The organism is Candidatus Saccharibacteria bacterium oral taxon 488 (genome assembly GCA_013100825.1).
Taxonomy (GTDB): domain Bacteria; phylum Patescibacteriota; class Saccharimonadia; order Saccharimonadales; family Saccharimonadaceae; genus Nanosynbacter.
This window is the reverse complement of sequence record CP040001.1, coordinates 630,910-651,669: the sequence shown is the minus strand read 5'-3', so window position 1 is coordinate 651,669 and position 20,760 is coordinate 630,910. Positions and strand designations below refer to the sequence as shown.

Below are 20,760 nucleotides of genomic sequence, written 5' to 3'. Positions count from 1 at the left end.
CAACGGCTGGTCATCGCCAAACAATTGGTCTTGATCCAATATCGGTTATTGTGCTTGGGGTTGGTGGAACAATTCTACTATTTCCAATTGTTATGTTTGTCGCGGTTGCGACCCAGCTAGGTGGCGTACAGCGTGAGAAACGCTATGCGGCATTGCGGTTGATTGGCGCCACAAAAAAGCAAGTGACACGAGTGATTCTCCTCGAGTCACTTATAGCTTCAATTGTCGGAGTTGTTATTGGTCTCGTAGCGTTTTGGCTGTTTCAGGCACCGCTACAGAATTTTGAGATGGGTGATGGGTGGTGCACGATTCTGGCCGGCTGATTTGCAGCTAAACTGGCTACAGTATCTGTTAATCATTGCATTGACACTGGCGTTAACTATTGGTGTGAGCTGGTGGCGGATGCGGCGAGCACAGATTTCACCACTTGGCGTAGCCCGGACGCAAGAAAAAGTAAAGAAGTTGCGTATTTGGCGAGTACTACCACTAGCAATAGGTCTTGGTATCTTTGCCTGGGCCTGGACTCCTGCGGGACATCAGTGGCTTCATGGGCAGGCAGATAGTTCATTAGGAGCAATGATGGTGCTCGCGGCGGGAGTGATGCTTGTTATGTTTGGCCTGGTATTGGCCGGTGGCTGGCTGACGAATTGTATCGCACGATGGTGCGCTCGGTGGGCGCGTAGCGGTCTGGTGCTGATCGCAAGTAAGCGTATCGCGGTACATTCGCGAGCTGTATTCCGCAGTGTCAGTGGTGTCGTCTTGGCACTATTTGCAGGGAGTTTTTATCTGACGGCAGTTAGTGGCATTGAGATGCTGAGTGCATCATCAGTTAATAATAATGGCTACTCACAGCGTAAGGGTAACTCTGCGATAATTATTGGTGATTCACTGCCGCAGTCAATGCGGCAAACTCTTAATAGGCAGCAATATATTGTAAATAGTGCAGCAATATATCCTCTCGAAAAAGGCCATGCTATGCGTTGTAGCGATCTAGCATCATACACTGAGCATACGTGCCCAAGCGGTGCTCGTCCGGATCAATTTGCACTCATCAATTTTGATGCGCCAGTTACGCAGTCGGTGACATTGATGGATACTGTTGAAACAAAGGGCAACGTTAATTATCTCGTGACTCTACAAAATGCAGTTGATGTTGATCAATTGCGAGGCCTAGTTGGTGAGCGACTACAATCAGCCAATCCAATGTGGGTCGTTGGTGGTGCTGATTCTAAGCGGCCAGCCATTAATCCAGTCATCAAAAACTTCGCCGATCTTGCCTATGTTGGTATGGGCGTGACATTGTTTGTCGCCGTAGCAAGTTTAATTGTATCGACGATTGGTGGACTCTTGGAGCGACGGAGGTCACTGTTTACGTTACGGCTCGGCGGGATGAAACTCAGTCAGCTAAAGCGCCTCGTTGGCTTTGAATCGCTAGTGCCGTTAGTGAGTGTCTCCCTACTCTCGTGTGCTATCGGTGTGTGGACAGGATTGGTATTTATCAGCATCCTTCCAACCTCCCTAAAGCCAGTTATTACACCACTATATTGCTTGATTATTGGTGCTGGATTGGCAATGGCTATTGTTGATATCTATATCATATTGCCAATGATCAAGAAGCTGACGTCACCAGAAGCAAATCAGACTGAGTAAGCGGGGCGGGGATATCTTTAGTTTGTTGCAACGGCCAATCGTGCTGTAGATTGGTCGTCAACCTTGGGAGTGGCATCAGCTTGTGCTAGATGACGTTGCGTCATTACGAGCCACGCTGCAACCATAGCTAGACTGACGTGCTGTGTTGTTGCGTGACGAGAATTTGCCGCTAGACGGAGTTGTCGATTAATGCGACGCTGATCAAACTCTCCGATAACCTCGATACTACTCCAAAATGCAGCACTAATCGATTTTGCCCAGATAATACATACCGGCACAATGATCATCCAGAAGCCCATCATCACAGCTGCTGGCAGAATGATACCAGTGAATGGAAGTCTACCGATAACCATGAATGAAAACCACTCTTCGCGGGTCAGGTAAAATAAGGTTGCGACGGCAACGGCAATTCCACAGATGATCACAAACCTCTTCATGTGTTTTACTATAACAGCCGATTATCATATTTGCAATCATAAGCTTAATATGTTTTTATGAATATATTTATAGTGTGGCGACAGGGGAAATTATCTCGCCCGCTGCAACTGGAAAAATGAATGTCTATTCGGTATAATAGACCAGATATGGTAGAGTTTATTCGCGTCAAGGGCGCCCGTGAACATAATCTGAAAAATATTGACGTGGAAATTCCGCGCGATAAACTAGTGGTGATCACTGGTCTCAGTGGTAGCGGTAAGTCGTCGCTAGCGTTTGATACGATTTACGCCGAGGGACAGCGCCGCTACGTCGAGAGTTTGTCGAGTTATGCGCGGCAATTTTTAGGCATTATGGATAAACCAGATGTTGATAGTATCGAGGGCCTGAGTCCGGCGATTTCAATTGACCAGAAATCAACCAGCCGTAACCCGCGTTCAACGGTAGCGACGGTGACCGAGATTTATGATTATCTGCGCCTCCTATTTGCGCGGATTGGCACGCCGCATTGTCCGGCTCTCAAACCAGACGGCACGCGTTGCCATAAGCCAGTGTCGCGCCGCACGGCCGAGGCGATTATCCAGGAGATTATCAAGCAATATGAGGGTAAGCGATTGCTGCTACTTGCGCCAATTGTTAAAAATAAGAAGGGTGAGTTTGCGCACATTCCAGAGCAGTATCGGCGGTTAGGTTACGCCCGGGTGCGCGTGGATAGCGTGGTGTACGCGCTGGATGAGTTTCCGCAGCTACAGAAGAACTACAAGCACAGCATTGAGTTAGTGGTTGATCGCCTAGTGGTGAACAATGACCTAACTAGCCGGCTGAGCCAGAGCGTCGAGCAGGCGCTGGAGCTTGGCCAGGGTGTGGTTGAGGTGCTGGATGCTGATACGGATGAACTGAAGACGTTCTCGCAGCGATATGCCTGTGTTGATCATCCGGATGAGGAGATCCCAGAGCTTGAACCGCGTCTGTTTAGTTTTAACGCGCCGCAGGGGGCCTGTCCGAGCTGTACTGGGCTCGGCAGCCGGCTGGAGGTCGATCCTAATTTAGTACTGAACGAGAATCTGACGATTGCCGAGGGTGCAATTCGGCCATACAACCGGATTAATGTTGATAACTTTTACATGCGCAAGATTTCGGCGGTAGCTGAGGCGCATGGTTTCAGTATCCGGACGCCGGTTGGGCAGTTGTCTGATGAGGCGCGCCAGAAAGTACTCTACGGCACGGGCGATCAGAAATATCCAGTGCAGCTTGGCAATGGGCGGCATTATGATACAACCTATGAAGGGGTGATTCCCAATTTGGAGCGGCGCTGGAAAGAAACCGATAGCGAATTTATGCGCAAGGACATTGAGCGGTTTATGCGCCAGAGGGATTGTTATGTTTGCGGCGGCGCGCGGCTGAAGCCGGTTGTCCTAGCAGTAACGGTGCAGGGTCTGAATATCATGGATATTTGCGACCTTGGCGTTGATGATGCGCTTGACTTGTTCACTCACAAGTTAACACTAAATGAGCAGCAGGCGATGATCGCCCGGCTTATTTTGAAAGAGATTACAGCACGGCTCGGGTTTATGAGTAATGTCGGGCTGAATTATTTGGAGTTAGGGCGCGCCGCCAATACACTGAGCGGCGGCGAGGCGCAGCGAATTCGGCTGGCAACGCAAATTGGCAGCGGTTTGCAGGGTGTGCTGTACGTGCTGGATGAGCCGTCGATTGGTTTGCACCAGCGTGATAATGACCGGCTAATTGCTACGCTGAAGCGTCTGCGCGATTTAGGTAACACGGTGCTAGTAGTCGAACACGACGAGGATACAATTCGGCAGAGCGACTTTTTGATTGACATGGGGCCGGGTGCTGGTGTTCATGGCGGCACGGTGGTGGCGCTGGGTGCGCCAAATGAGGTGGCTAAATGCACGGATAGTATAACCGGGCAGTATCTGTCGGGTGTAGAAAAAATTGCCGTACCAAAACACCGCCGCCAGGTTGATGCGAGCCATCAACTAATCGTCCGCGGCGCTCGTGAGAATAATTTGAAACAAATTGATGTGGCATTTCCGTTGGGCCTGATGACAGTGGTGTCGGGTGTCTCAGGCAGCGGTAAGTCGACGCTAGTTAATGATATTGTCGCCAAGGAATTAGCGGCACGACTCAACCGGGCTAGTGACGTACCTGGCGCACACGATAAAATTGAGGGAATAAAGCAGTTGGATAAGGCTATCGTCATCGATCAGTCACCAATTGGCCGCACACCGCGCTCTAATCCAGCGACCTACACTGGTATTTTTACGCCAATTCGCGAGCTGTTTGCTAGTACGCCTGAGGCTAATGTCCGCGGTTATAAAGCTGGTCGGTTCAGTTTTAATGTCAAGGGCGGTCGCTGCGAAAATTGTCAAGGCGACGGTATGATCAAGATTGAAATGCATTTCTTACCGGATGTCTACGTCCAGTGCGACGAATGCCACGGTAAGCGTTACAATCGTGAGGCGCTGGAAATTAAGTATAAAAATAAGACGATTGCTGATGTACTCGATATGACGGTTGAGCAAGCAGCGGACTTCTTTGATAGCGTGCCTAATATCGCTCGGAAATTACAGACGTTGGTCGAGGTTGGTCTTGGTTATATTAAGCTCGGTCAGCCAGCAACCACCTTTTCGGGCGGTGAGGCGCAGCGTATCAAGCTGGCGACGGAGCTTTCAAAGCGTTCGACGGGCAAGACGATGTACATTCTGGATGAGCCGACAACTGGGCTACATTCTGCCGATGTTAAGCGATTGCTGGGGATTTTGCAGCAGCTGGTTGACGGCGGTAACAGCATGATTATTATTGAGCACAATCTGGATGTGATTAAATCGGCCGACTGGATTATCGATATGGGGCCTGAGGGTGGTCTCGGCGGCGGTACGGTGGTAGCGAGCGGCACGCCAGAAGAAGTCGCCAACGTGCCAGAATCATTTACCGGTACGTATCTGAAAAGTTTGCTGTAGTTGGACGTATAGCTACTAACGAGCAGGCTTCATCATGAATGCTTATTGCTTTTTGCGGCGAGTCTTGCCGAGCAGGGCTAATACTTGTTGGCGCAACGCCGCGCGAGTATGCTCCTGCTTGAGGGCGTGAATGATCATTGGCAGCACTGACAAGAAGATGATAATTAGTGCAGCGACCTCAATATTAATACCAGCGTCGGTGAGCGCCTTGCCAGCAAAGAATCCGAGGTAGGTGAAAAGCGTGGCCCAAATAACGCCGCCAATGATATTAAAGACGATAAAGGTTCGGTAGTGCATCTTGCTAGCGCCAGCCACGATTGGCGCAAACGTACGCACGATCGGTACAAATCGCGCCAGCACCACGGTAAGTGAGCCATGCTTTTCGTAAAACTTTTCGGCTTGCACGAGATATTTCTTCTTAAAGAAGCGAGAGTTTTTGCGTTCAAATAATTTACGGCCAACTTTATGTCCAAATGCGTAGCCAACGCTATCGCCAAGGATAGCCATGAGCGAGAGTAGTAGTGCAAAGAAATGAATATCAATTGGCAGAATATGTTGCTGTACCATATAGCCAGCCGTAAACAGCAGGCTGTCACCCGGGAAAATGAAACCAAAGAGTAGGCCTGATTCGGCAAAGACAACCAGCAAAATCGCGACAACACCAAAATGAACAATAAAATCAATAAACGCGTGCATCATATCATTATGCATTATAGCATACTACCTAGAGACTGTGCTGGTTAGGCGTCAATAAAGCCGCCAGATTGATGCTGCCACAGTTTCGCGTAGTGGCCGCCGTGCTTAAGGAGCTGGTCATGCGATCCATCCTCGACTATCTTGCCATCATGCATCACGATGATTCGATCAAGCTTTGCAATCGTTGAAAGTCGATGAGCGATGACGATTGAGGTACGGTTTTTCATCAGCGTCTTGAGCGATTTTTGGATCAGAACTTCTGACTCAGAATCAAGCGCCGAGGTCGCCTCGTCGAGGACTAAGATTGGCGCATCTTTCACGATGGCTCGAGCGATAGCGATGCGCTGGCGCTGTCCACCCGACAACTTGACGCCGCGCTCACCAACCAGTGTGTCAAAACCATCCTGCAGCTTGATGATAAAATCATAAGCCCCCGCCTTTTTGGCTGCCTGTTCAATCTCAGCGTCGGTGGCATTAGCCTTGCCGTAGGCAATGTTCTCGCGCACCGAACGGTGAAATAGTAGCGGCTCTTGTGGCACGTAAGCGATCTGCGAACGGAGGCTGGATTGTGTAACCTCGGCAATATCCTGCCCGTCAATCGTGATTGTGCCCGAGTCAATGTCGGCAAATCTCAGCAGTAATTTCGTCAGAGTCGTCTTGCCCGAACCACTAGAACCAACCAGCCCGACTTTTTCGCCTGGTGTAATATGCAGTGAAAAGTTGCGAAATAGCATCGCCCCCTTGCCTTCGTCATGCGTAAAGGTCACGGCATCAAAATCAATGACACCGCGATCAACATGAAGCTTTTTATCACTCTTATCAACAAGTGATGTTGGTGTGTGTAATATCTCGACCATCTCATGGGCGTCACCAATGATACGGTTATAATTGCGCATAATACTATTCATATTCCACAGCTCACGGGCGACACTGCTAGTGTAGGTAATGATTAAGTACACCGCTGCGACCGAAACGATATTATGCTGTGCTGCATAAATAGCGAACACGATGGCACCGATTCGGATGCTGGTGTTTATCGTTGAGTAAACACTGCTGACAGTGAGGAATCCTCGCATGGTGGCCAGGCTAGCCTTGCGCCATGCACGATTCGTTGTATCAAATCGCTGCTGCTCGATTTTTTCAGCGCCAGATGATTTAACGGCAAGCACATTTGACACCATGTCAGCGAGGTTGCCGCTTACCTTGTTGCTAGCCTCCGCTTCGCGCCTACTTAATTTAGCCATCGGACGCGATCCAAAGAAGACGGCTACACCAAAGATGATTGAGAACATGAATAGAAAGAGTGCGTATTGCCAGAGTAACATCGACAGAATGACAATTGATCCGGTGAGTGAGATGACTAGCGGCAGCACTGCCCACACTAGCTCATCCCAAAACCGCTCAACACAGCTACTGAGCTTGCTGTTTTGGCTGACGAGCGAGCCGCCAAATTTGTTGGAGTGGAAAAACATGGTCTCGCCAGATAGCTTAGCGAATACCTTGTTTGCGATGTCGCGCTGCATAATGGTTTCTAGCGTCCACATCAAATATAGTACTATCCGCCACCCAATAATCTCTGACCATAGCTGACTTATGCCATAGAAAATTACCAATGTCCACACAGAGTCAGTCTGCAGCTGACCATGTTGAATCATATCCAGGAGCTGTGCGATAATCAGTGGCCCGACAATTGTGCCTACTGCTAAGGTTAGTGTCGCTGTGATGAGAGCAAGGTTGCGCCGCCATTTGTATGGACGTGATGCTCGCCATAGTAATTGTAATGTTGTTTTTGCGTGTTGTTGTCGCAAGGTAAAACTCCTATAATTTATATTTTAATACAAAGATAAGTCATCTACAGTCCACTATGGTGTATGGTGGACTTGGGTGACCAAGACTCACGGTAATGATGTATCTCATTGTATAACAGAGGTGTGTCGACTGTCAACTGATGGAAGAACCGTCAATGTTGCGACGGTCTTACCATTTATTACCCAATAAATATGGTATAATAAAGACATGAAACGCGAAATTGTAAATTTTTTTACTGAAGGTGGCCGTAAAATACTAACGCAAGAAGCCGTACCCGTCAAACATGAGGACATAGGGAGCGATCATGTGCAACAGACCATAGACGATATGCTCGAGACGCTGCGTTCACAGGGTCCCAGAGGCGTAGGTATCGCCGCTAATCAAATTGGGAGCGATCTCGCAATCTTTATCATTGATGTGCGGCCGCCTGAGGATGCCAAAGTCGAGCCATTTCGGCTCGTGGCAATTAACCCCAAGATCGTTGAATACAGCGGTGAACCTGTGAAGAGCTTGAATCCAGAGGGCTGCCTGAGCGGAGTGACGGGTGATTCTGAAACGACACCAATGGGTTTTACCACGCGTTACCCTGAGGTTACGTTGCGCTGGACAGATGAGCAGGGCGAGACGCATGAACAGGCCTTTGATAGTATGTATGCTTGGGTTATCCAGCACGAAACAGATCATTTGAACGGTATCTTTTTTACAGACAGAATAAAAAGTGGGCCGCGGACAGAGAAGGCCGCCCTGGCTGAGTTGGCGATCCGCAGAGCGTCAACTAACAGTACTCAGGAATGACGTAGCTATTGAGATTATCTAATCTCTGATTCTATGAGAGGAGCGTGACACGTCTACGCCTCTACACTAGGGAAGTCGACTTCCCTAGTTTTTCTAATCCGATCGCGCTACACTAAAGCCAAAGGAGGCGATATGAGTTTTGAAGCAAAGATCCATGAGGCACAGACGAAAATTTTGCGGGAATTGTTATTTTTGCCAGCGGCCAATTTCGCAACACTACAAAAAGCAAGCGGTCTGGAAAGCGATCATATTAAATTTCATATCAAACGGCTCGTTGAGCTAGGTTATGTGCAGAAAGTCGACGGCGGGTACTGTCTCTCGATCAAGGGCAAGGAGTACGCGAATAAGCTTGATACTGATGCCGGTGTTATTGAGCGGCAGCCAAAGGTGGCGGTTATGCTCGTTATCGAGCGTGAGCGTAATGGAGAAAAACAGTATTTATTGCAGCAGCGGCTCAAGCACCCCTACTATGGGTTTTGGGGTGCGCCTACTGGCAAAGTGCGGTGGGCCGAGTCAATCGTCGATGCGGCCTCGCGTGAATTGACGGAGGAGACGGGCTTACGGGGTGAATTTGTTCATCGCGGGGTGTACCATGAATGTGTGCGCCATGCGCAAACAGGTGAAATTATCGAAGATAAGATCTTTCACCTGATGTTTTGCAAGGTATTTTCAGGCAAATTGGCCGTACAGTTTGAGGGCGGCAGAAATGCCTGGCGTACGCTCGACGAGATGCGTGATGAGCCAAAAAAGTACAAGAGTTTTTTGCGAGAAATCACGGCGTGTATCAACGGGTGCGGCGAGTTGACTGAAATAATATATGAATATGGTAATGCGGAGTTCTAAACCACGGGCAGTACGTGCGGTATTGTGCGGGTCTTACAGGCGCGATATTGACGGGTTACAGCGAGCTTACGACGAGCTAGCCGCAACCGGCTGTCAGGTATTGTCACCGCGACGAGTGGACTTTATGGACGGTGAATTTGTTGTTGATGCTGCAGAAGTTGGCCTGTCGCCTCGAGAGATAGAAAACTGGCATTTACGGGCTATTGAGCAGTCTGATTTTATTTTACTGCATGCCCCCAAAGGCTATGTTGGCATAAGTGCTGCGATGGAGATCGGTTATGCTCTCGCATTAAAGAAACCAATCTTTTCACGAACAGCACCGGTTGATATTATGCTGCGTGAACTAGTTTACGTTGTTCCGAGCGTGTATGATGCATTATACATCTTGGGATTTCGGAGCTAATAAATAGATTTACGTCCATAACTTGCATGGGGGTGTATAATAAAGTCTATGAACAAATCAATGACAATAGTAAGGCAGGAAGTCTGCCGACTGCTTGGCGGCGATACGTCAGGCCATAGCGACGAATGTGGCACGGCTAGCAGAGCGATTCGCGAATGAGCATAAAGAAGCGGCTTCAATGGACGAAGTGCTGCTGACGGCATGGCTACACGACGTTGATGATTATAAATTAGTTGGCAAAAAGCAAGCGGATGAACTCAATAATGCCACGTCAATTATGACGAAGGCTGGTGTTGCGGCTGATTTGCAGGATGCGGTGCGTTATAATATTGCTCGGATTGGCTATAGTCGTTATCTACATGGTGTGCGGCCAGAGCGTTTGGCTGGTCAGCTGGTATCTGACGCTGATATGTGTGATGCGATTGGGGCATGCGGTATCGAGCGGGCACTTATTTATGCGGTGAATCACGGTAGTTGTCGGATATTTGATCCAACTGTTTGGCCTGATGTGAACATTGATGCATATCGATATAACGCCAACGGCGGCACGCATGATGGCGATAGCTTCATTAATTATTTCTTTGAGAAGTTGTTGAAGCTAGCAAAGATTATGATGACCGACCCGGGCCGAGACGAAGCATTAATTCGTCAACAAACTATGGTTACCTTTCTTCGTGCCTATTTTCGAGAAAAGAATGTACCGGAGTGGAGCGATTTCCTGGAAGAATATCTTACTTCAATGGATGAGTAGAGGTATATTGCTCTTCCCAGGTCGTTATAGCCTGCCAAATTGTTTCGTTGATTGCGCTATACAGCTCAGCTACCATGGCGATATCCGATGAAAACTCACTGTCTACTTGCTCGGCCGATGCTGCGTGTAATTCGTCAGCCAGTTTGTCGAACAGCAGCATACGTTGTTGAGTGTAGGTGACTAGCGGCTTGATATCAAGAGCGATATGCTGCCGTCGTGAACTGTCTGTTTGATAGGAGATCATATCAAGTGCTTCCAGGTAGCGTAGTCCACCGGTAACGGCCGCCTTGCTGAGGCCAGTTTGCTCATGGAGGCTCGTGTGACTATGATGATATGGCGGGGCGATCAGGAGGCAATGTATGATCGTTGCTGAGGCCGGTGGGATGCCGAGCGAGATCAAGGTAGCTATGATATTTTTTGAGTTTATATCCATGTGAACAATATATCACATAATATTGATGAAGGATAGCCTGTAGCATGAACAGTATAGAATGGTTGTGATATACTAACGTAATGACTAGGCCGTTGCTGTATGATGAAATCGATCAAGATAGTATGAATGCTTCGTTTCATGCTCGTGGTTGGCCGCCAGTCTATACCGCTTCGCCCTGCTCACGTATCGTGCTGGTTGGTCAGGCGCCGGGACGAATAGCGCAGGAAACACGCACGCCATGGAATGATGCCAGTGGTCGCACATTGCGTCAGTGGCTGGGGGTTACCGATGAACAATTTTATGATCCTAGTTTGTTTGCTCTAATGCCAATGGATTTTTATTATCCAGGTAAGGCTGCGCATGGTGATTTACCGCCGCGACCGGAGTTTGCCAAAAAGTGGCATCCACGGCTGCTAGCACAGATGCCGGATGTGAGGCTGACGATTTTAGTCGGTGCTCATGCTCAGCAATACTATCTCAACAAACAGGCGAAGCGCAACCTGACCGAAACAGTCGCGCATTATATGGAGTATCTGCCTCATTATTTTCCACTTGTCCATCCATCACCGCTTAACTTCCGCTGGCGGGCGCGCAATCCATGGTTCGAAATGAACGTCATTCCGATTCTGTCTAAGATGGTCAAAGAATTAGCACAGTAGTCAAGATCATGGTAGGGTATTCATACTAACATAGCTTCGCGGTCAATCTTTTTGTAGCACGAGGCCACTTCGTGTCGGTATGTATACACGTATAATATGCTCGTTGCCATGTGGCGTCGTAAAGTAGCGGCCGTTAGGATTAACCCGGCCCTGCCCGCCAAATTGCTTGTCGTCGCTGTCCAAAATTACGCTGTATGACCCAGCCGCCGCCGGCACGCCGTAATCCGTCCACGACTGGTTGGGTGAGAAGTTCATAATAAACAGCAGATCGCCGCGTATGAAACTAACCACATGGTCGTGTTGGCGAACGGTGAGGTAGTGAATGCCCGAGTCGTCAACGGTTTTAATGAGCTTCATCAGGCTCGCGTCAAATTCGCCCAGCCATTGGTATTTGAGAAAACCATTGTCGCGTAAACTCCATTGTCTGCGAGCGTGCTTGAACGACCAATGATTACCCTGGCGCGGAAAGTCGATCCACTCGGGATGTCCAAATTCATTGCCCATGAAATTAAGGTAGCCGCCGCCGTGCAGTCCGGCGGTCATTAGCCGAATTAGTTTGTGCAGCGCCACGCCGCGCTCTACTGTCAGGTCGGGGTTGGCTTTGTCCATGTGCCAATACATGGCTTTGTCGATCAGTCGAAAAATCAGTGTCTTGTCGCCAACCAAGGCCTGGTCGTGACTTTCGGCGTACGTGATGACTTTTTCCTCTGGGCGGTGCGAACTCAGCGTATGCACCAGCTCGCCCAAATCCCAATCTTCATCGCGCTTTTCTTTCAATGTCTTGATCCAGAGGTCGGGCGCACCCATCGCCAATCGATAATCAAAGCCTAGGCCGCCGTGTTCTGTCGGTGCCGCCAAGCCCGGTAGTCCGCTCATTTCCTCAGCAATGGTCGTGGCATCGGGGCGAACAGCGTGAATGACGTCATTTGCCAGTCTGAGATAGACCAGGGTGTCCTTGTCGACGTCATCAGTAAAATAATCATCATAGCTGGTGAAACTTTTGCCTAGACCGTGGTCGTGATATAGCATGCTGGTCACGCCATCAAACCGAAAACCGTCAACGTGGTATTCATCCAACCACCAGCGGCAATTGCTGGCCAAAAAGTGCAGTACTTCCGGCTTACCATAATCAAACAGCCGCGAATCCCACGCTGGATGGTCGAGAGCTTTGAAATACTGCGTCAGGCTGCCCGCAAAATTACCGAGGCCTTCGACTTCATTTTTAGCGGCATGAGCATGGACGATATCAATGATGACGCGCAGCCCCAAACCATGTGCTGTGTCAACCAGCCGTTTGAAATCATCGGGCGTGCCAAACCGTGATGACACCGCAAAAAAGTTGCTGACGTGATAGCCGAAACTGCCATAGTACGGGTGCTCGGCGATGGCCATCAGTTGGATGGTGTTGTAGCCGGCTTGTTTGATGCGCGGTAGGACGCCCGCGGTAAATTCATTGAAAGTGGCGACCTTTTCCTCCTCGCTGCTCATACCAACATGGGCCTCATAGATTAGCGGTACGTTTGGCACAGGCGGAATGTCATGCTGCCACCGATATGGCTCATCAGGCTGCCAAATTACAGCCGAAAAGTCCACCGAATCATCATCTTGAACAACATAGGTGGCGTATGATGGTAGACGCCATCCGTCGCCATTTGGCCAATAGACGCGTAGTTTATAGCTCTGGCCGTGGTGCAGCGCGTCTTTCGGCAAATCAATGCTCCATTCACCATGCGCACCAGGCTGCAGGGTAAATTCCTCACGCTCCTGCCAATCGGAAAATTCGCCAACCATCACTATGCGCGTAGCATTCGGTGCCCATTCGCGAAACGTCCAGCCTGCCGCCGTCTGATGTAAGCCAAAATGATGAAAACCTAGCGCAAAATCCGCCGGCGATTTGCCGTCCAACACTCTCCGTAGCGTCGACGAAACATAAGCCTCACGTGACTTGATGATAGGTCCATGCGGCGCCAGCCACGGATCAAGCTCAACCAGCGTTTTCTTGCTCATGCTTCTAGTGTAGCGGAAAAAACTGATATAATCTATCAAATGAAACCGTTTTCTTTTGAGATCACTTCTAGGCTTGACGACACGCTGGCGCGCACTGGCATTATTCACACGCCGCACGGGGATATTAAAACGCCGGCGTTTATCGTGGTTGGAACTAAGGCTAATGTCAAGGCGATGGTGCCAGAAATGGTGGCGGATGTCAGCGCGCAGGCAGTGCTGGCAAATGCCTATCATCTATATTTGCAGCCGGGTCATGAACTGATTGAAAAGGCTGGTTATTTGGGCAAGTTTATGCACTGGGATGGGCCGACGTTCACTGATAGCGGCGGCTTTCAGGTGCTGAGTCTGGGTTCGGGCTTTAAGAAAGTACTGGCGATGAGTACTGATGTCGATGAGGAAATTGCCATCGCTAAAAAATCGTCGCGCCACGCTTGGGTGGACGAAAACGGCGTAATGTTCAAATCGCATCTGGACGGCTCGTACCATAAATTTACGCCGGAATTATCCATGCAAATTCAGTCGGGCATTGGTGCGGATATTACCTTCGCCTTTGACGAACTGACCTCGCTGATTGATCCGTATGACTATCAAGTCGAGGCCTTGGCGCGAACGCATGCCTGGGCGGAGCGGAGTTTAGCGGAGGTTAAGCGCCTCCGTGAAGCTCGTCCCGACAAGCCGTATCAAGCGTTGTTTGGCGTGCTGCAGGGTGCGAATTATGAAGATTTACGCAAGCAAACGGCTGCGTTTTTAGGTGCGATGGATTTTGACGGCTATGGTATCGGCGGTGCGCTGGAAAAGGAAACTATGGCCCAGACGATTCAGTGGGTCAATCAAATCTTGCCCGAGAACAAGCCGCGGCATTTACTCGGCATTTCTGAGCCGGACGACATCTTTGCGGCAATTGAGCAGGGAATCGACACCTTTGACTGTGTCAGCCCAACGCGCGTGGCCAGAAACGGTGCCGCCTATACGCCATTTGGCCGGGCTAATGTCCGCGGGAGAAAATACCGCGAAATGTTTGAGCCAATTATGGAAGATTGCGACTGCTATACGTGCCGCCACTACACCGCCGCCTATCTCTGTCATCTGCTACACGCCCGCGAATCTCTGGCTGGCACGCTATTATCAATCCATAACGAGCGATTTATCGTTAAACTGGTTGATGATATCCGCGCCAGCCTAGAGGATGGGACATTTTACGAGTTTCGTGAAGAGTTTTTGGCGACGTACTATCGCCGCTAAGGTGAGTAGCCTATTCGACCGTCACGCTCTTTGCGAGGTTGCGTGGCTGATCGACGTCATGACCGCGCTTGACAGCCACGTGATAGGCTAGGAGTTGCGACACGACATTGAACAGAAGTGGCGTGAGGTGCGATAGCTTCGTTACGACACGGATCACCGTTTCGCCCGGCACCTTTTTCGTCGTGTCGGTGATGACAATGGCGTGAGCACCGCGAGTATTCATCTCGATCAAGTTGCTCTGGGATTTTTCGTATAACCAATTGTCTTGGATATAGCAGACTTCAAAGAAATGGTCATCAATCAGGGCGATCGGACCGTGTTTCAGCTCACCGGCGGCATACGCTTCGGCGTGAATGTAACTTACTTCTTTAAGTTTCAGTGCACCCTCCATGGCAATCGGATAAAGCGTATCGCGGCCGATGTAGAGTGCGTGATTGTAATCAGCATATGCCCTAGCGATGGAAGGTATCTCGGCACCTTGTTTATCAAGGACTTTTTGGATCTCACTTGGTAGTATCGCTAATTCTTGCACAAATTCATCAATAAATTGTGGGTTGGTACCCTTGGCATTGGCGAGCATAATACCAAAGATCGTCAGAGCAGCAACCTGTGAGGTAAAGGCCTTGGTGCTGGCGACACTAATCTCGGCGCCAACGTGCAAGTACACGCCGCCATCAACCGCTCGGGCGATTGTACTGCCGACGGCATTGACGACGCCGAGGCATTTAACGCCACGTCGCTTCAATTCATTCAGGCAGGCAAGGGTGTCGGCCGTTTCGCCACTCTGGCTAACAATCATAGCGACCGAGTGTTCAGGTACGTTGAATGCGCGGTAGCGTAGCTCACTGGCAATCTCGACACTGATGGTTACGTCATCAGTTAGCTGCTCGATAAAGTAGCTGGCTTGCACACCAGCAAAGTAGGCAGTGCCGCAGCCAACGATGATGACATGTTTAACGTGGCGCAGTTCATCATCGCTCATGTTGAGACCGCCGAGGCGCGCATATTTCTGTTCAGGCAGTACGCGGCCAGCCAGGGTGGAGGTGAGGCTGGTTGGCTGTTCGTAAATTTCTTTGGCGAGGAAATGGTCAAAGCCTTGCTTCTGAATCGCCTGCATATCCATGTCGAGCATTTCGATCTTGACATCAAGCTTTCGTGATTCAATCGTTTGTAACTCTAACCCATCGCGAGTACAGCGGCCAATTTCACCATCGTGTAGATACACTACTTGATTGGTGTAGCCAACCAGCGCCGAAGCATCACTAGCGATATACGTTTCGCCGTCTCCGACACCAATGATTAGCGGGCTACCTTGGCGAGCCACAATAATTTCTTCGGGGTTCATGGTATCAAGCACTGCGATGCCATATGCTCCAACGACCATTTTCAATGCACCAGTGACCGCTGTCAGTAAATCTGGTGAGTCGCGCCGCAGATAGTCAATCAGGGCTGCCAGTACCTCGCTATCAGTATCACTCTTAAATTCGTACTCATGACCAGAAAGCATCGTTTTAAGGTCTTGGTAGTTCTCGATAATACCATTATGTACCAAGTAAATATCACCGACGTGGTGTGGATGGGCATTGCGTTTACTTGGTTCACCATGCGTTGCCCAGCGGGTGTGTCCGATGCCGACCGTATCACTCGTCTTATGTTGTCCGACGAGCTCTTCCAGTGCTGCTACCTTGCCTTTGGTACGCAGCAGGGTTGGTGTAGCAGAATCCGACAGGGTGATAATTCCGGCGCTGTCATAGCCGCGGTACTCGAGCCGCTTTAGTTCAGCGACAAGGATATTCTGCGCCTCGCGCTCACCGATATAGCCAACAATTCCACACATAAATTATTTCTCCTTTAGTATTAATTGATACACATTCTTTAGTATACGGTATCATAGAGAAAAAATGAACAAAAAGTAATAATTACAACAACCTACCCCTGTAAGAAAGTGTTGTATATAATACAATTATTAATATCACTATTCAAAATGGATGCAGCATTTGGCGAGTACACTCGTCGCAACGTAGTGTCCACCAGTAGCGATTAACAAAGTTGGAAGCGGTAATGACAGAAGTGTATGAAAGGTGGCGACACCGAGTTGGTGACAGCACCCGAGTACGATACTGATGAGTGCGACGTAAACGATAACAAATTTTGTACCACTAACGCTGAGCCTATCAAGGGTGCGCTTGACGTAGAAAAATGTGACACCGTAGCAGATCGCGATGAAGATAAATAGAAAGAATAATAGAAAGACGGCAGACTGTCCGCTGGCTTTGATAAATAAGGTGGTGAGCTTGATGAACATCCAGGTTACTGCAAGTGCTATGGTCAAAATGAGAGCGATACTTAACGAAGGTAGTTTTGGTAAGCTGGTTTGATGGCGACGATCGTACTCGGCATTTAGCTTCTGACGCTCGTCATATGATAATCGTTTTGGGTACACGCCGGCGCGGGCTGCCTCGGGTGTTACTTTTTTAGAAAAGATACTCATGCTCATAGTATAAACCCTATTTACAACAGTTTGCAAACCAGTTATAATTAAGAACATACGCCGTGAGGTCTGTTTAATGGACTGTACCCGCGTGAAATATAATTAAATAAAGGAGAACTTCTACAAATGGCAGATGCATTTGACCGAAGCAAGCCGCACGTTAACGTGGGTACAATGGGCCACGTTGACCACGGTAAGACGACACTGACCGCCGCAATTACGGCAGTGCTCGCAAAGCGCCTCCCAAGCGCAGTGAACAAGCCAGTTGCGTACGACCAGATCGATAACGCACCAGAAGAGCGCCAGCGTGGTATTACTATCGCCAGCTCACACCAAGAATACGAGTCACCGAACCGTCACTACGCGCACGTTGATATGCCAGGCCACGCTGACTACGTCAAGAACATGATCACCGGTGCTGCCCAGGTTGATGGCGCGATCCTCGTGATTGCTGCAACCGACGGTCCGATGCCGCAAACCCGCGAGCACGTGCTGCTGGCAAAGCAGGTTGGCGTGCCAAAGATCGTTGTCTTCCTCAACAAGATGGACATGGCTGACGCAGATATGGTCGAGCTGATCGAAGAAGAAGTTCGTGAGCTGCTTGCTAAGAACGGCTTTGACGAGAATGCTCCAATTATCAAGGGTTCGGCTCTTAAGGCATTGGAGGGCGATGAGAAGTACGAAGACGCCATCATGGAGCTGGTTGATGCTATGGATAGCTATATCCCAGAGCCACCACGTGACATGGACAAGCCATTCATTATGCCAATTGAGGACGTCTTCTCGATCAAGGGTCGCGGTACTGTGGCAACTGGTCGTATCGAGCAGGGTGTTGTTAAGCTGAACGACGAGGTTGAAATCGTTGGTATCCGCCCAACTCAGAAATCAGTAGTCACTGGTATTGAGGCGTTTAAGAAGTCTCTGGATCAGGGTCAAGCAGGTGACAATGCCGGCGTTTTGCTACGCGGTATTGAGCGCAGCGACATTGAGCGCGGTCAGGTTTTGGCTAAGCCAGGTACGATTACACCACACACCGAGTTTGAAGCTGAGGTGTACATCCTGAAGAAGGAAGAAGGCGGTCGCCACACTCCATTCTCCAAGGGTTACAAGCCACAGTTCTACTTCCGCACCACTGACGTGACGGGTGAAGTTGAGCTGCCAGCTGACAAAGAAATGGTCATGCCAGGCGACACCGTAACCTTCAAGGTTAAGTTGCTCGCCCCAATCGCTATGGAGCAAGGTTTGAACTTTGCCATCCGCGAAGGTGGCCGTACCGTTGGTGCTGGTGTGGTGACAAAGATTAACAAATAGTCTTTACACTGCAGCCCAAAAATCCCCCGGTTTCCGGGGGATTTTTAATGATATATTACTATGAGTATCTTGACAAAACAACAAGATAGCGTTACAGTAGAGAAGTTATCGCAATAAAAATTAGGAGACAAACATGAATAAACAGAAGTTGGTGATCGTCGGTGCGGGTGGCATGGTCGGTGCGACGGCGGCGTACGCCTGTGCACTGCGGAGTGTAGTTGAGGAAATTGTGTTGATCGACCGCAACCCTGACTTGGCGTGGGGGCAGGCGGCTGATATCAATGACGCAATGGGAATTGATCGGTGTGTTGTGGTGCGGCCAGGCAGTTATGACGATATCAAGACTGATGATATCGTGGTTATCACCGCTGGTGCGCCGCAGCAGCCGGGGCAGACACGATTGGAGTTACTTGGCGTGAACGCTGAGATTATGCGTGGGACAGTGAGAAATATTATGAGAAACGGTGCCCGTCCGTATATCCTTGTAGTGTCGAATCCGGTCGATGCATTAACGTATGTGGCGCTGAAGGAATCGGGCTTGCCAAAGGGTCGGGTGTTTGGTACCGGAACGACGCTCGATACGTCGCGGCTTAAGTCGTATATCGCGGATCAGCTAGATGTACATAGTCGAGAGGTTGATGCCTATATTTTAGGGGAGCATGGTGATTCATCATTTGCGACAATTGAATCAGCGCAAGTCGGTGAGGTACCACTTGCTGATTATCCGGGATTTAAGCCAGCGATGGTCGACGGTATTGAGGAGAAAATTCGTCAGCGGGCATACCGGGTGATCGAGACCAAGCGGTCGACGTATTATGCAATTGGTTTCGTTATTTCCAAGATTGTCTCGGCACTACGCTCATCGTCGCGTTCAGTATATCCAGTTTGCTCACTGGTTGAGGGCGAGTATGGACTGCACGATGTAGTGCTTGGCCTACCGTCAACGATTTGTGCAGATGGTGTGAAGATCTTGACTGGATATCCGCTTAATGAGCGCGAGCAGGCGGCGCTACGTCATTCGGCCGAAGTGGTAACGGAGGCAATTCGTAGTTTAGAGTAATGCTTGACGGAATAAATATTATATGTTACAGTATAGATTACTATGGAAGAGTTGTCGCACAAAAAAGCGCAAAAATTAAGAGTCGAAACACTTGGTGAGTATATCAATCCGCTAGCAGGTGATATTTACGAGACCGCCTTGAATTTGTTTCCGGCTCGGACACTAGAGGAGATGCAAATTGTTATTGATGAGAACAGTGGTGACTTCAGAGGTGGTGAGGGTGAAGTATGGGATGGTGAGAAAATTCCAATGATTGTCATCGGCACGAGGGAGACGCTGTCTAGTCCGAATCTCATAGCGCGGATGTCGTCTCGATTGGGTGTGCCACGTGAGCGACTTGAGGATACAGAAATAGGTCGTCAAATCGTCGGGTTGATAGCGTTTTGTCATGAGTTAGGGCACGTAATCCAGCTTGACGAAAAGGTAATGCAGGTTTTTGGTGAGATAGATAATACCATCGTACCTCTACCGGTGGACTATACTAGTGAACAATACCAAGAATATGTCCGGTCTGACCACGAAGCTAATGCCGATTATATTGCAGCCTGTATTTTGGCGGCGAGCCAGTTAGGTGAAGCTATGGGTTATCGGCCACCGATTGAAGATGTCGCGCAGTGGCGCCAGTGGGTGGCAGCAAATCCGGTGGTTCTTGACTAGCCATACTTCAGGTATTGTGATATAATTGCCGGGCAGTATTAATTTACTCCGAGAACTCGGCCGTCCGCGAGGCATGGACGTGAGCAGAGGTTACGGAGTCGCACATAAAGGAGGAGCTATGGCTCAAGACACTGGTATCAAGATTCGTATTCGCCTGAAAGCGTACGACCATAAAGTCATCGACCAGTCAGCAAAACAAATTATCGATACGGCAATTCGCACCGGCGCGAGCGTAGCTGGCCCTGTGCCGCTGCCGACTCGTCGCAGTACCTACACGGTAGTAAAAAGCCCGCACGTCTACAAAATGGGCGGCGAGAGTTACGAGATGCGCACCCATAAGCGCCTTATTGACATTACTAATGCCACACCAAAAACGATTGATAGCCTGCAGAATCTGAGCTTACCGGCTGGTGTTGACGCTGAGATTCGGATGTAATTTCCCTAATCGTACAGCAGAATTTACCACGATCCCGCTTGATAAGCATAAGCGGGATTGTTTTTATGTAGAAAACGTAGTACGGTAGGAGTGTACTA

The 20,760-nt window shown here is 49.5% G+C and carries 20 protein-coding genes; 13 read left to right on the top strand and 7 right to left on the bottom strand.

Translation table 11 applies throughout. From position 1 onward, the window contains the following. Positions 1 to 92: 92 nt before the first annotated feature. Both FBF26_03495 and FBF26_03490 read left to right on the top strand, forming a co-directional pair. Positions 93 to 323: an ABC transporter permease gene (locus tag FBF26_03495; GenBank protein ID QJU10311.1), complete on the top strand. Its 231-nt coding sequence runs from the start codon at positions 93 to 95 to the stop codon at positions 321 to 323. Beyond that, the gene (locus FBF26_03490) at positions 295 to 1,650 is read left to right on the top strand and encodes a hypothetical protein (protein ID QJU10310.1); all 1,356 of its coding nucleotides are present in this window, start codon (positions 295 to 297) and stop codon (positions 1,648 to 1,650) included. Before FBF26_03495 ends, FBF26_03490 begins: the two co-directional genes overlap by 29 nt. 17 nt (positions 1,651 to 1,667) lie before the next feature. Here FBF26_03490 and FBF26_03485 read toward each other — a convergent pair whose 3' ends face one another. Beyond that, positions 1,668 to 2,087: a hypothetical protein gene (locus FBF26_03485; GenBank protein ID QJU10309.1), complete on the bottom strand. Its 420-nt coding sequence runs from the start codon at positions 2,085 to 2,087 to the stop codon at positions 1,668 to 1,670. A 147-nt stretch (positions 2,088 to 2,234) separates the two neighbouring features. Between FBF26_03485 and uvrA the strand changes: the two genes are divergently transcribed. Further along, the gene (uvrA, locus tag FBF26_03480) at positions 2,235 to 5,069 is read left to right on the top strand and encodes an excinuclease ABC subunit UvrA (protein QJU10308.1); all 2,835 of its coding nucleotides are present in this window, start codon (positions 2,235 to 2,237) and stop codon (positions 5,067 to 5,069) included. Between the two features lie 42 nt (positions 5,070 to 5,111). Here the strand turns inward: uvrA and FBF26_03475 are convergent, their stop codons facing one another. Next, on the bottom strand, positions 5,112 to 5,765 hold the full coding sequence (locus tag FBF26_03475) for a DedA family protein (protein ID QJU10566.1): 654 nt from the start codon (positions 5,763 to 5,765) through the stop codon (positions 5,112 to 5,114). A gap of 44 nt (positions 5,766 to 5,809) precedes the next feature. Beyond that, on the bottom strand, positions 5,810 to 7,573 hold the full coding sequence (locus tag FBF26_03470; GenBank protein ID QJU10307.1) for an ABC transporter ATP-binding protein: 1,764 nt from the start codon (positions 7,571 to 7,573) through the stop codon (positions 5,810 to 5,812). Between the two features lie 208 nt (positions 7,574 to 7,781). On the opposite strand from FBF26_03470, the gene FBF26_03465 reads away from it, so the two are divergent. The 4 genes from FBF26_03465 (at position 7,782) to FBF26_03450 (ending at position 10,366) form a co-directional block, all read left to right on the top strand. Then, the gene (locus FBF26_03465; protein ID QJU10306.1) at positions 7,782 to 8,369 is read left to right on the top strand and encodes a peptide deformylase; all 588 of its coding nucleotides are present in this window, start codon (positions 7,782 to 7,784) and stop codon (positions 8,367 to 8,369) included. Positions 8,370 to 8,501: 132 nt separating this feature from the next. After that, positions 8,502 to 9,212, top strand: coding sequence for an NUDIX hydrolase (locus tag FBF26_03460; protein ID QJU10305.1), 711 nt, complete (start codon positions 8,502 to 8,504; stop codon positions 9,210 to 9,212). Further along, on the top strand, positions 9,199 to 9,615 hold the full coding sequence (locus FBF26_03455; GenBank protein QJU10304.1) for a hypothetical protein: 417 nt from the start codon (positions 9,199 to 9,201) through the stop codon (positions 9,613 to 9,615). Before FBF26_03460 ends, FBF26_03455 begins: the two co-directional genes overlap by 14 nt. A 178-nt stretch (positions 9,616 to 9,793) precedes the next feature. Continuing rightward, the gene (locus FBF26_03450; protein QJU10303.1) at positions 9,794 to 10,366 is read left to right on the top strand and encodes a hypothetical protein; all 573 of its coding nucleotides are present in this window, start codon (positions 9,794 to 9,796) and stop codon (positions 10,364 to 10,366) included. Here the strand turns inward: FBF26_03450 and FBF26_03445 are convergent. Beyond that, complete coding sequence (locus FBF26_03445; GenBank protein QJU10302.1) at positions 10,347 to 10,799, bottom strand: hypothetical protein; 453 nt, start codon at positions 10,797 to 10,799, stop codon at positions 10,347 to 10,349. The two genes, FBF26_03450 and FBF26_03445, sit on opposite strands and share 20 nt — an antisense overlap. Positions 10,800 to 10,879: 80 nt before the next feature. Here FBF26_03445 and FBF26_03440 point away from each other — a divergent pair, with 80 nt between their 5' ends. Then, positions 10,880 to 11,458, top strand: coding sequence for a uracil-DNA glycosylase family protein (locus tag FBF26_03440; GenBank protein QJU10301.1), 579 nt, complete (start codon positions 10,880 to 10,882; stop codon positions 11,456 to 11,458). 42 nt (positions 11,459 to 11,500) lie between these two features. Here the strand turns inward: FBF26_03440 and FBF26_03435 are convergent, their stop codons facing one another. Then, positions 11,501 to 13,465, bottom strand: coding sequence for a 1,4-alpha-glucan-branching enzyme (locus FBF26_03435; protein QJU10300.1), 1,965 nt, complete (start codon positions 13,463 to 13,465; stop codon positions 11,501 to 11,503). A gap of 39 nt (positions 13,466 to 13,504) precedes the next feature. Between FBF26_03435 and tgt the strand changes: the two genes are divergently transcribed. Next, a complete protein-coding gene (gene tgt / locus FBF26_03430; protein ID QJU10299.1) occupies positions 13,505 to 14,707 on the top strand; it encodes a tRNA guanosine(34) transglycosylase Tgt in 1,203 nt (400 codons plus the stop codon). Between the two features lie 10 nt (positions 14,708 to 14,717). On the opposite strand, the gene glmS is transcribed toward tgt, so the two are convergent. Further along, complete coding sequence (glmS, locus tag FBF26_03425) at positions 14,718 to 16,544, bottom strand: glutamine--fructose-6-phosphate transaminase (isomerizing) (GenBank protein ID QJU10298.1); 1,827 nt, start codon at positions 16,542 to 16,544, stop codon at positions 14,718 to 14,720. A gap of 138 nt (positions 16,545 to 16,682) precedes the next feature. After that, entirely contained in the window at positions 16,683 to 17,198 is a 516-nt protein-coding gene (locus FBF26_03420; GenBank protein QJU10297.1) for a hypothetical protein, read from the bottom strand. Between the two features lie 126 nt (positions 17,199 to 17,324). Between FBF26_03420 and tuf the strand changes: the two genes are divergently transcribed. The 4 genes from tuf to rpsJ all read left to right on the top strand — a co-directional run bounded on the left by tuf (position 17,325) and on the right by rpsJ (position 20,662). Beyond that, positions 17,325 to 18,509 carry an elongation factor Tu gene (gene tuf / locus FBF26_03415; GenBank protein QJU10296.1) on the top strand — a complete coding sequence of 395 codons (1,185 nt, stop codon included), beginning with the start codon at positions 17,325 to 17,327 and terminating at the stop codon, positions 18,507 to 18,509. 133 nt (positions 18,510 to 18,642) lie between these two features. After that, positions 18,643 to 19,569: an L-lactate dehydrogenase gene (locus tag FBF26_03410; protein ID QJU10295.1), complete on the top strand. Its 927-nt coding sequence runs from the start codon at positions 18,643 to 18,645 to the stop codon at positions 19,567 to 19,569. Positions 19,570 to 19,611: 42 nt separating this feature from the next. Continuing rightward, positions 19,612 to 20,226, top strand: coding sequence for a hypothetical protein (locus tag FBF26_03405; protein ID QJU10294.1), 615 nt, complete (start codon positions 19,612 to 19,614; stop codon positions 20,224 to 20,226). Positions 20,227 to 20,344: 118 nt separating this feature from the next. Then, positions 20,345 to 20,662 carry a 30S ribosomal protein S10 gene (rpsJ, locus tag FBF26_03400; protein QJU10293.1) on the top strand — a complete coding sequence of 106 codons (318 nt, stop codon included), beginning with the start codon at positions 20,345 to 20,347 and terminating at the stop codon, positions 20,660 to 20,662. Positions 20,663 to 20,760 lie beyond the last annotated feature (98 nt).

Bases quoted from the DNA above. Each gene is read 5' to 3' on its own strand.
- FBF26_03455 (QJU10304.1), top strand. From the start codon at position 9,199: ATGCGGAGTTCTAAACCACGGGCAGTACGTGCGGTATTGTGCGGGTCT.
- FBF26_03495 (QJU10311.1), top strand. From the start codon at position 93: ATGTTTGTCGCGGTTGCGACCCAGCTAGGTGGCGTACAGCGTGAGAAA.
- FBF26_03410 (QJU10295.1), top strand. From the start codon at position 18,643: ATGAATAAACAGAAGTTGGTGATCGTCGGTGCGGGTGGCATGGTCGGT.
- FBF26_03445 (QJU10302.1), bottom strand. From the start codon at position 10,799: ATGGATATAAACTCAAAAAATATCATAGCTACCTTGATCTCGCTCGGC.
- FBF26_03460 (QJU10305.1), top strand. From the start codon at position 8,502: ATGAGTTTTGAAGCAAAGATCCATGAGGCACAGACGAAAATTTTGCGG.
- FBF26_03405 (QJU10294.1), top strand. From the start codon at position 19,612: ATGGAAGAGTTGTCGCACAAAAAAGCGCAAAAATTAAGAGTCGAAACA.
- FBF26_03485 (QJU10309.1), bottom strand. From the start codon at position 2,087: ATGAAGAGGTTTGTGATCATCTGTGGAATTGCCGTTGCCGTCGCAACC.
- tuf (QJU10296.1), top strand. From the start codon at position 17,325: ATGGCAGATGCATTTGACCGAAGCAAGCCGCACGTTAACGTGGGTACA.
- FBF26_03465 (QJU10306.1), top strand. From the start codon at position 7,782: ATGAAACGCGAAATTGTAAATTTTTTTACTGAAGGTGGCCGTAAAATA.
- FBF26_03475 (QJU10566.1), bottom strand. From the start codon at position 5,765: ATGCACGCGTTTATTGATTTTATTGTTCATTTTGGTGTTGTCGCGATT.
- FBF26_03420 (QJU10297.1), bottom strand. From the start codon at position 17,198: ATGAGTATCTTTTCTAAAAAAGTAACACCCGAGGCAGCCCGCGCCGGC.
- FBF26_03490 (QJU10310.1), top strand. From the start codon at position 295: ATGGGTGGTGCACGATTCTGGCCGGCTGATTTGCAGCTAAACTGGCTA.
- FBF26_03435 (QJU10300.1), bottom strand. From the start codon at position 13,465: ATGAGCAAGAAAACGCTGGTTGAGCTTGATCCGTGGCTGGCGCCGCAT.
- rpsJ (QJU10293.1), top strand. From the start codon at position 20,345: ATGGCTCAAGACACTGGTATCAAGATTCGTATTCGCCTGAAAGCGTAC.
- tgt (QJU10299.1), top strand. From the start codon at position 13,505: ATGAAACCGTTTTCTTTTGAGATCACTTCTAGGCTTGACGACACGCTG.
- FBF26_03440 (QJU10301.1), top strand. From the start codon at position 10,880: ATGACTAGGCCGTTGCTGTATGATGAAATCGATCAAGATAGTATGAAT.
- glmS (QJU10298.1), bottom strand. From the start codon at position 16,544: ATGTGTGGAATTGTTGGCTATATCGGTGAGCGCGAGGCGCAGAATATC.
- uvrA (QJU10308.1), top strand. From the start codon at position 2,235: ATGGTAGAGTTTATTCGCGTCAAGGGCGCCCGTGAACATAATCTGAAA.
- FBF26_03450 (QJU10303.1), top strand. From the start codon at position 9,794: ATGGACGAAGTGCTGCTGACGGCATGGCTACACGACGTTGATGATTAT.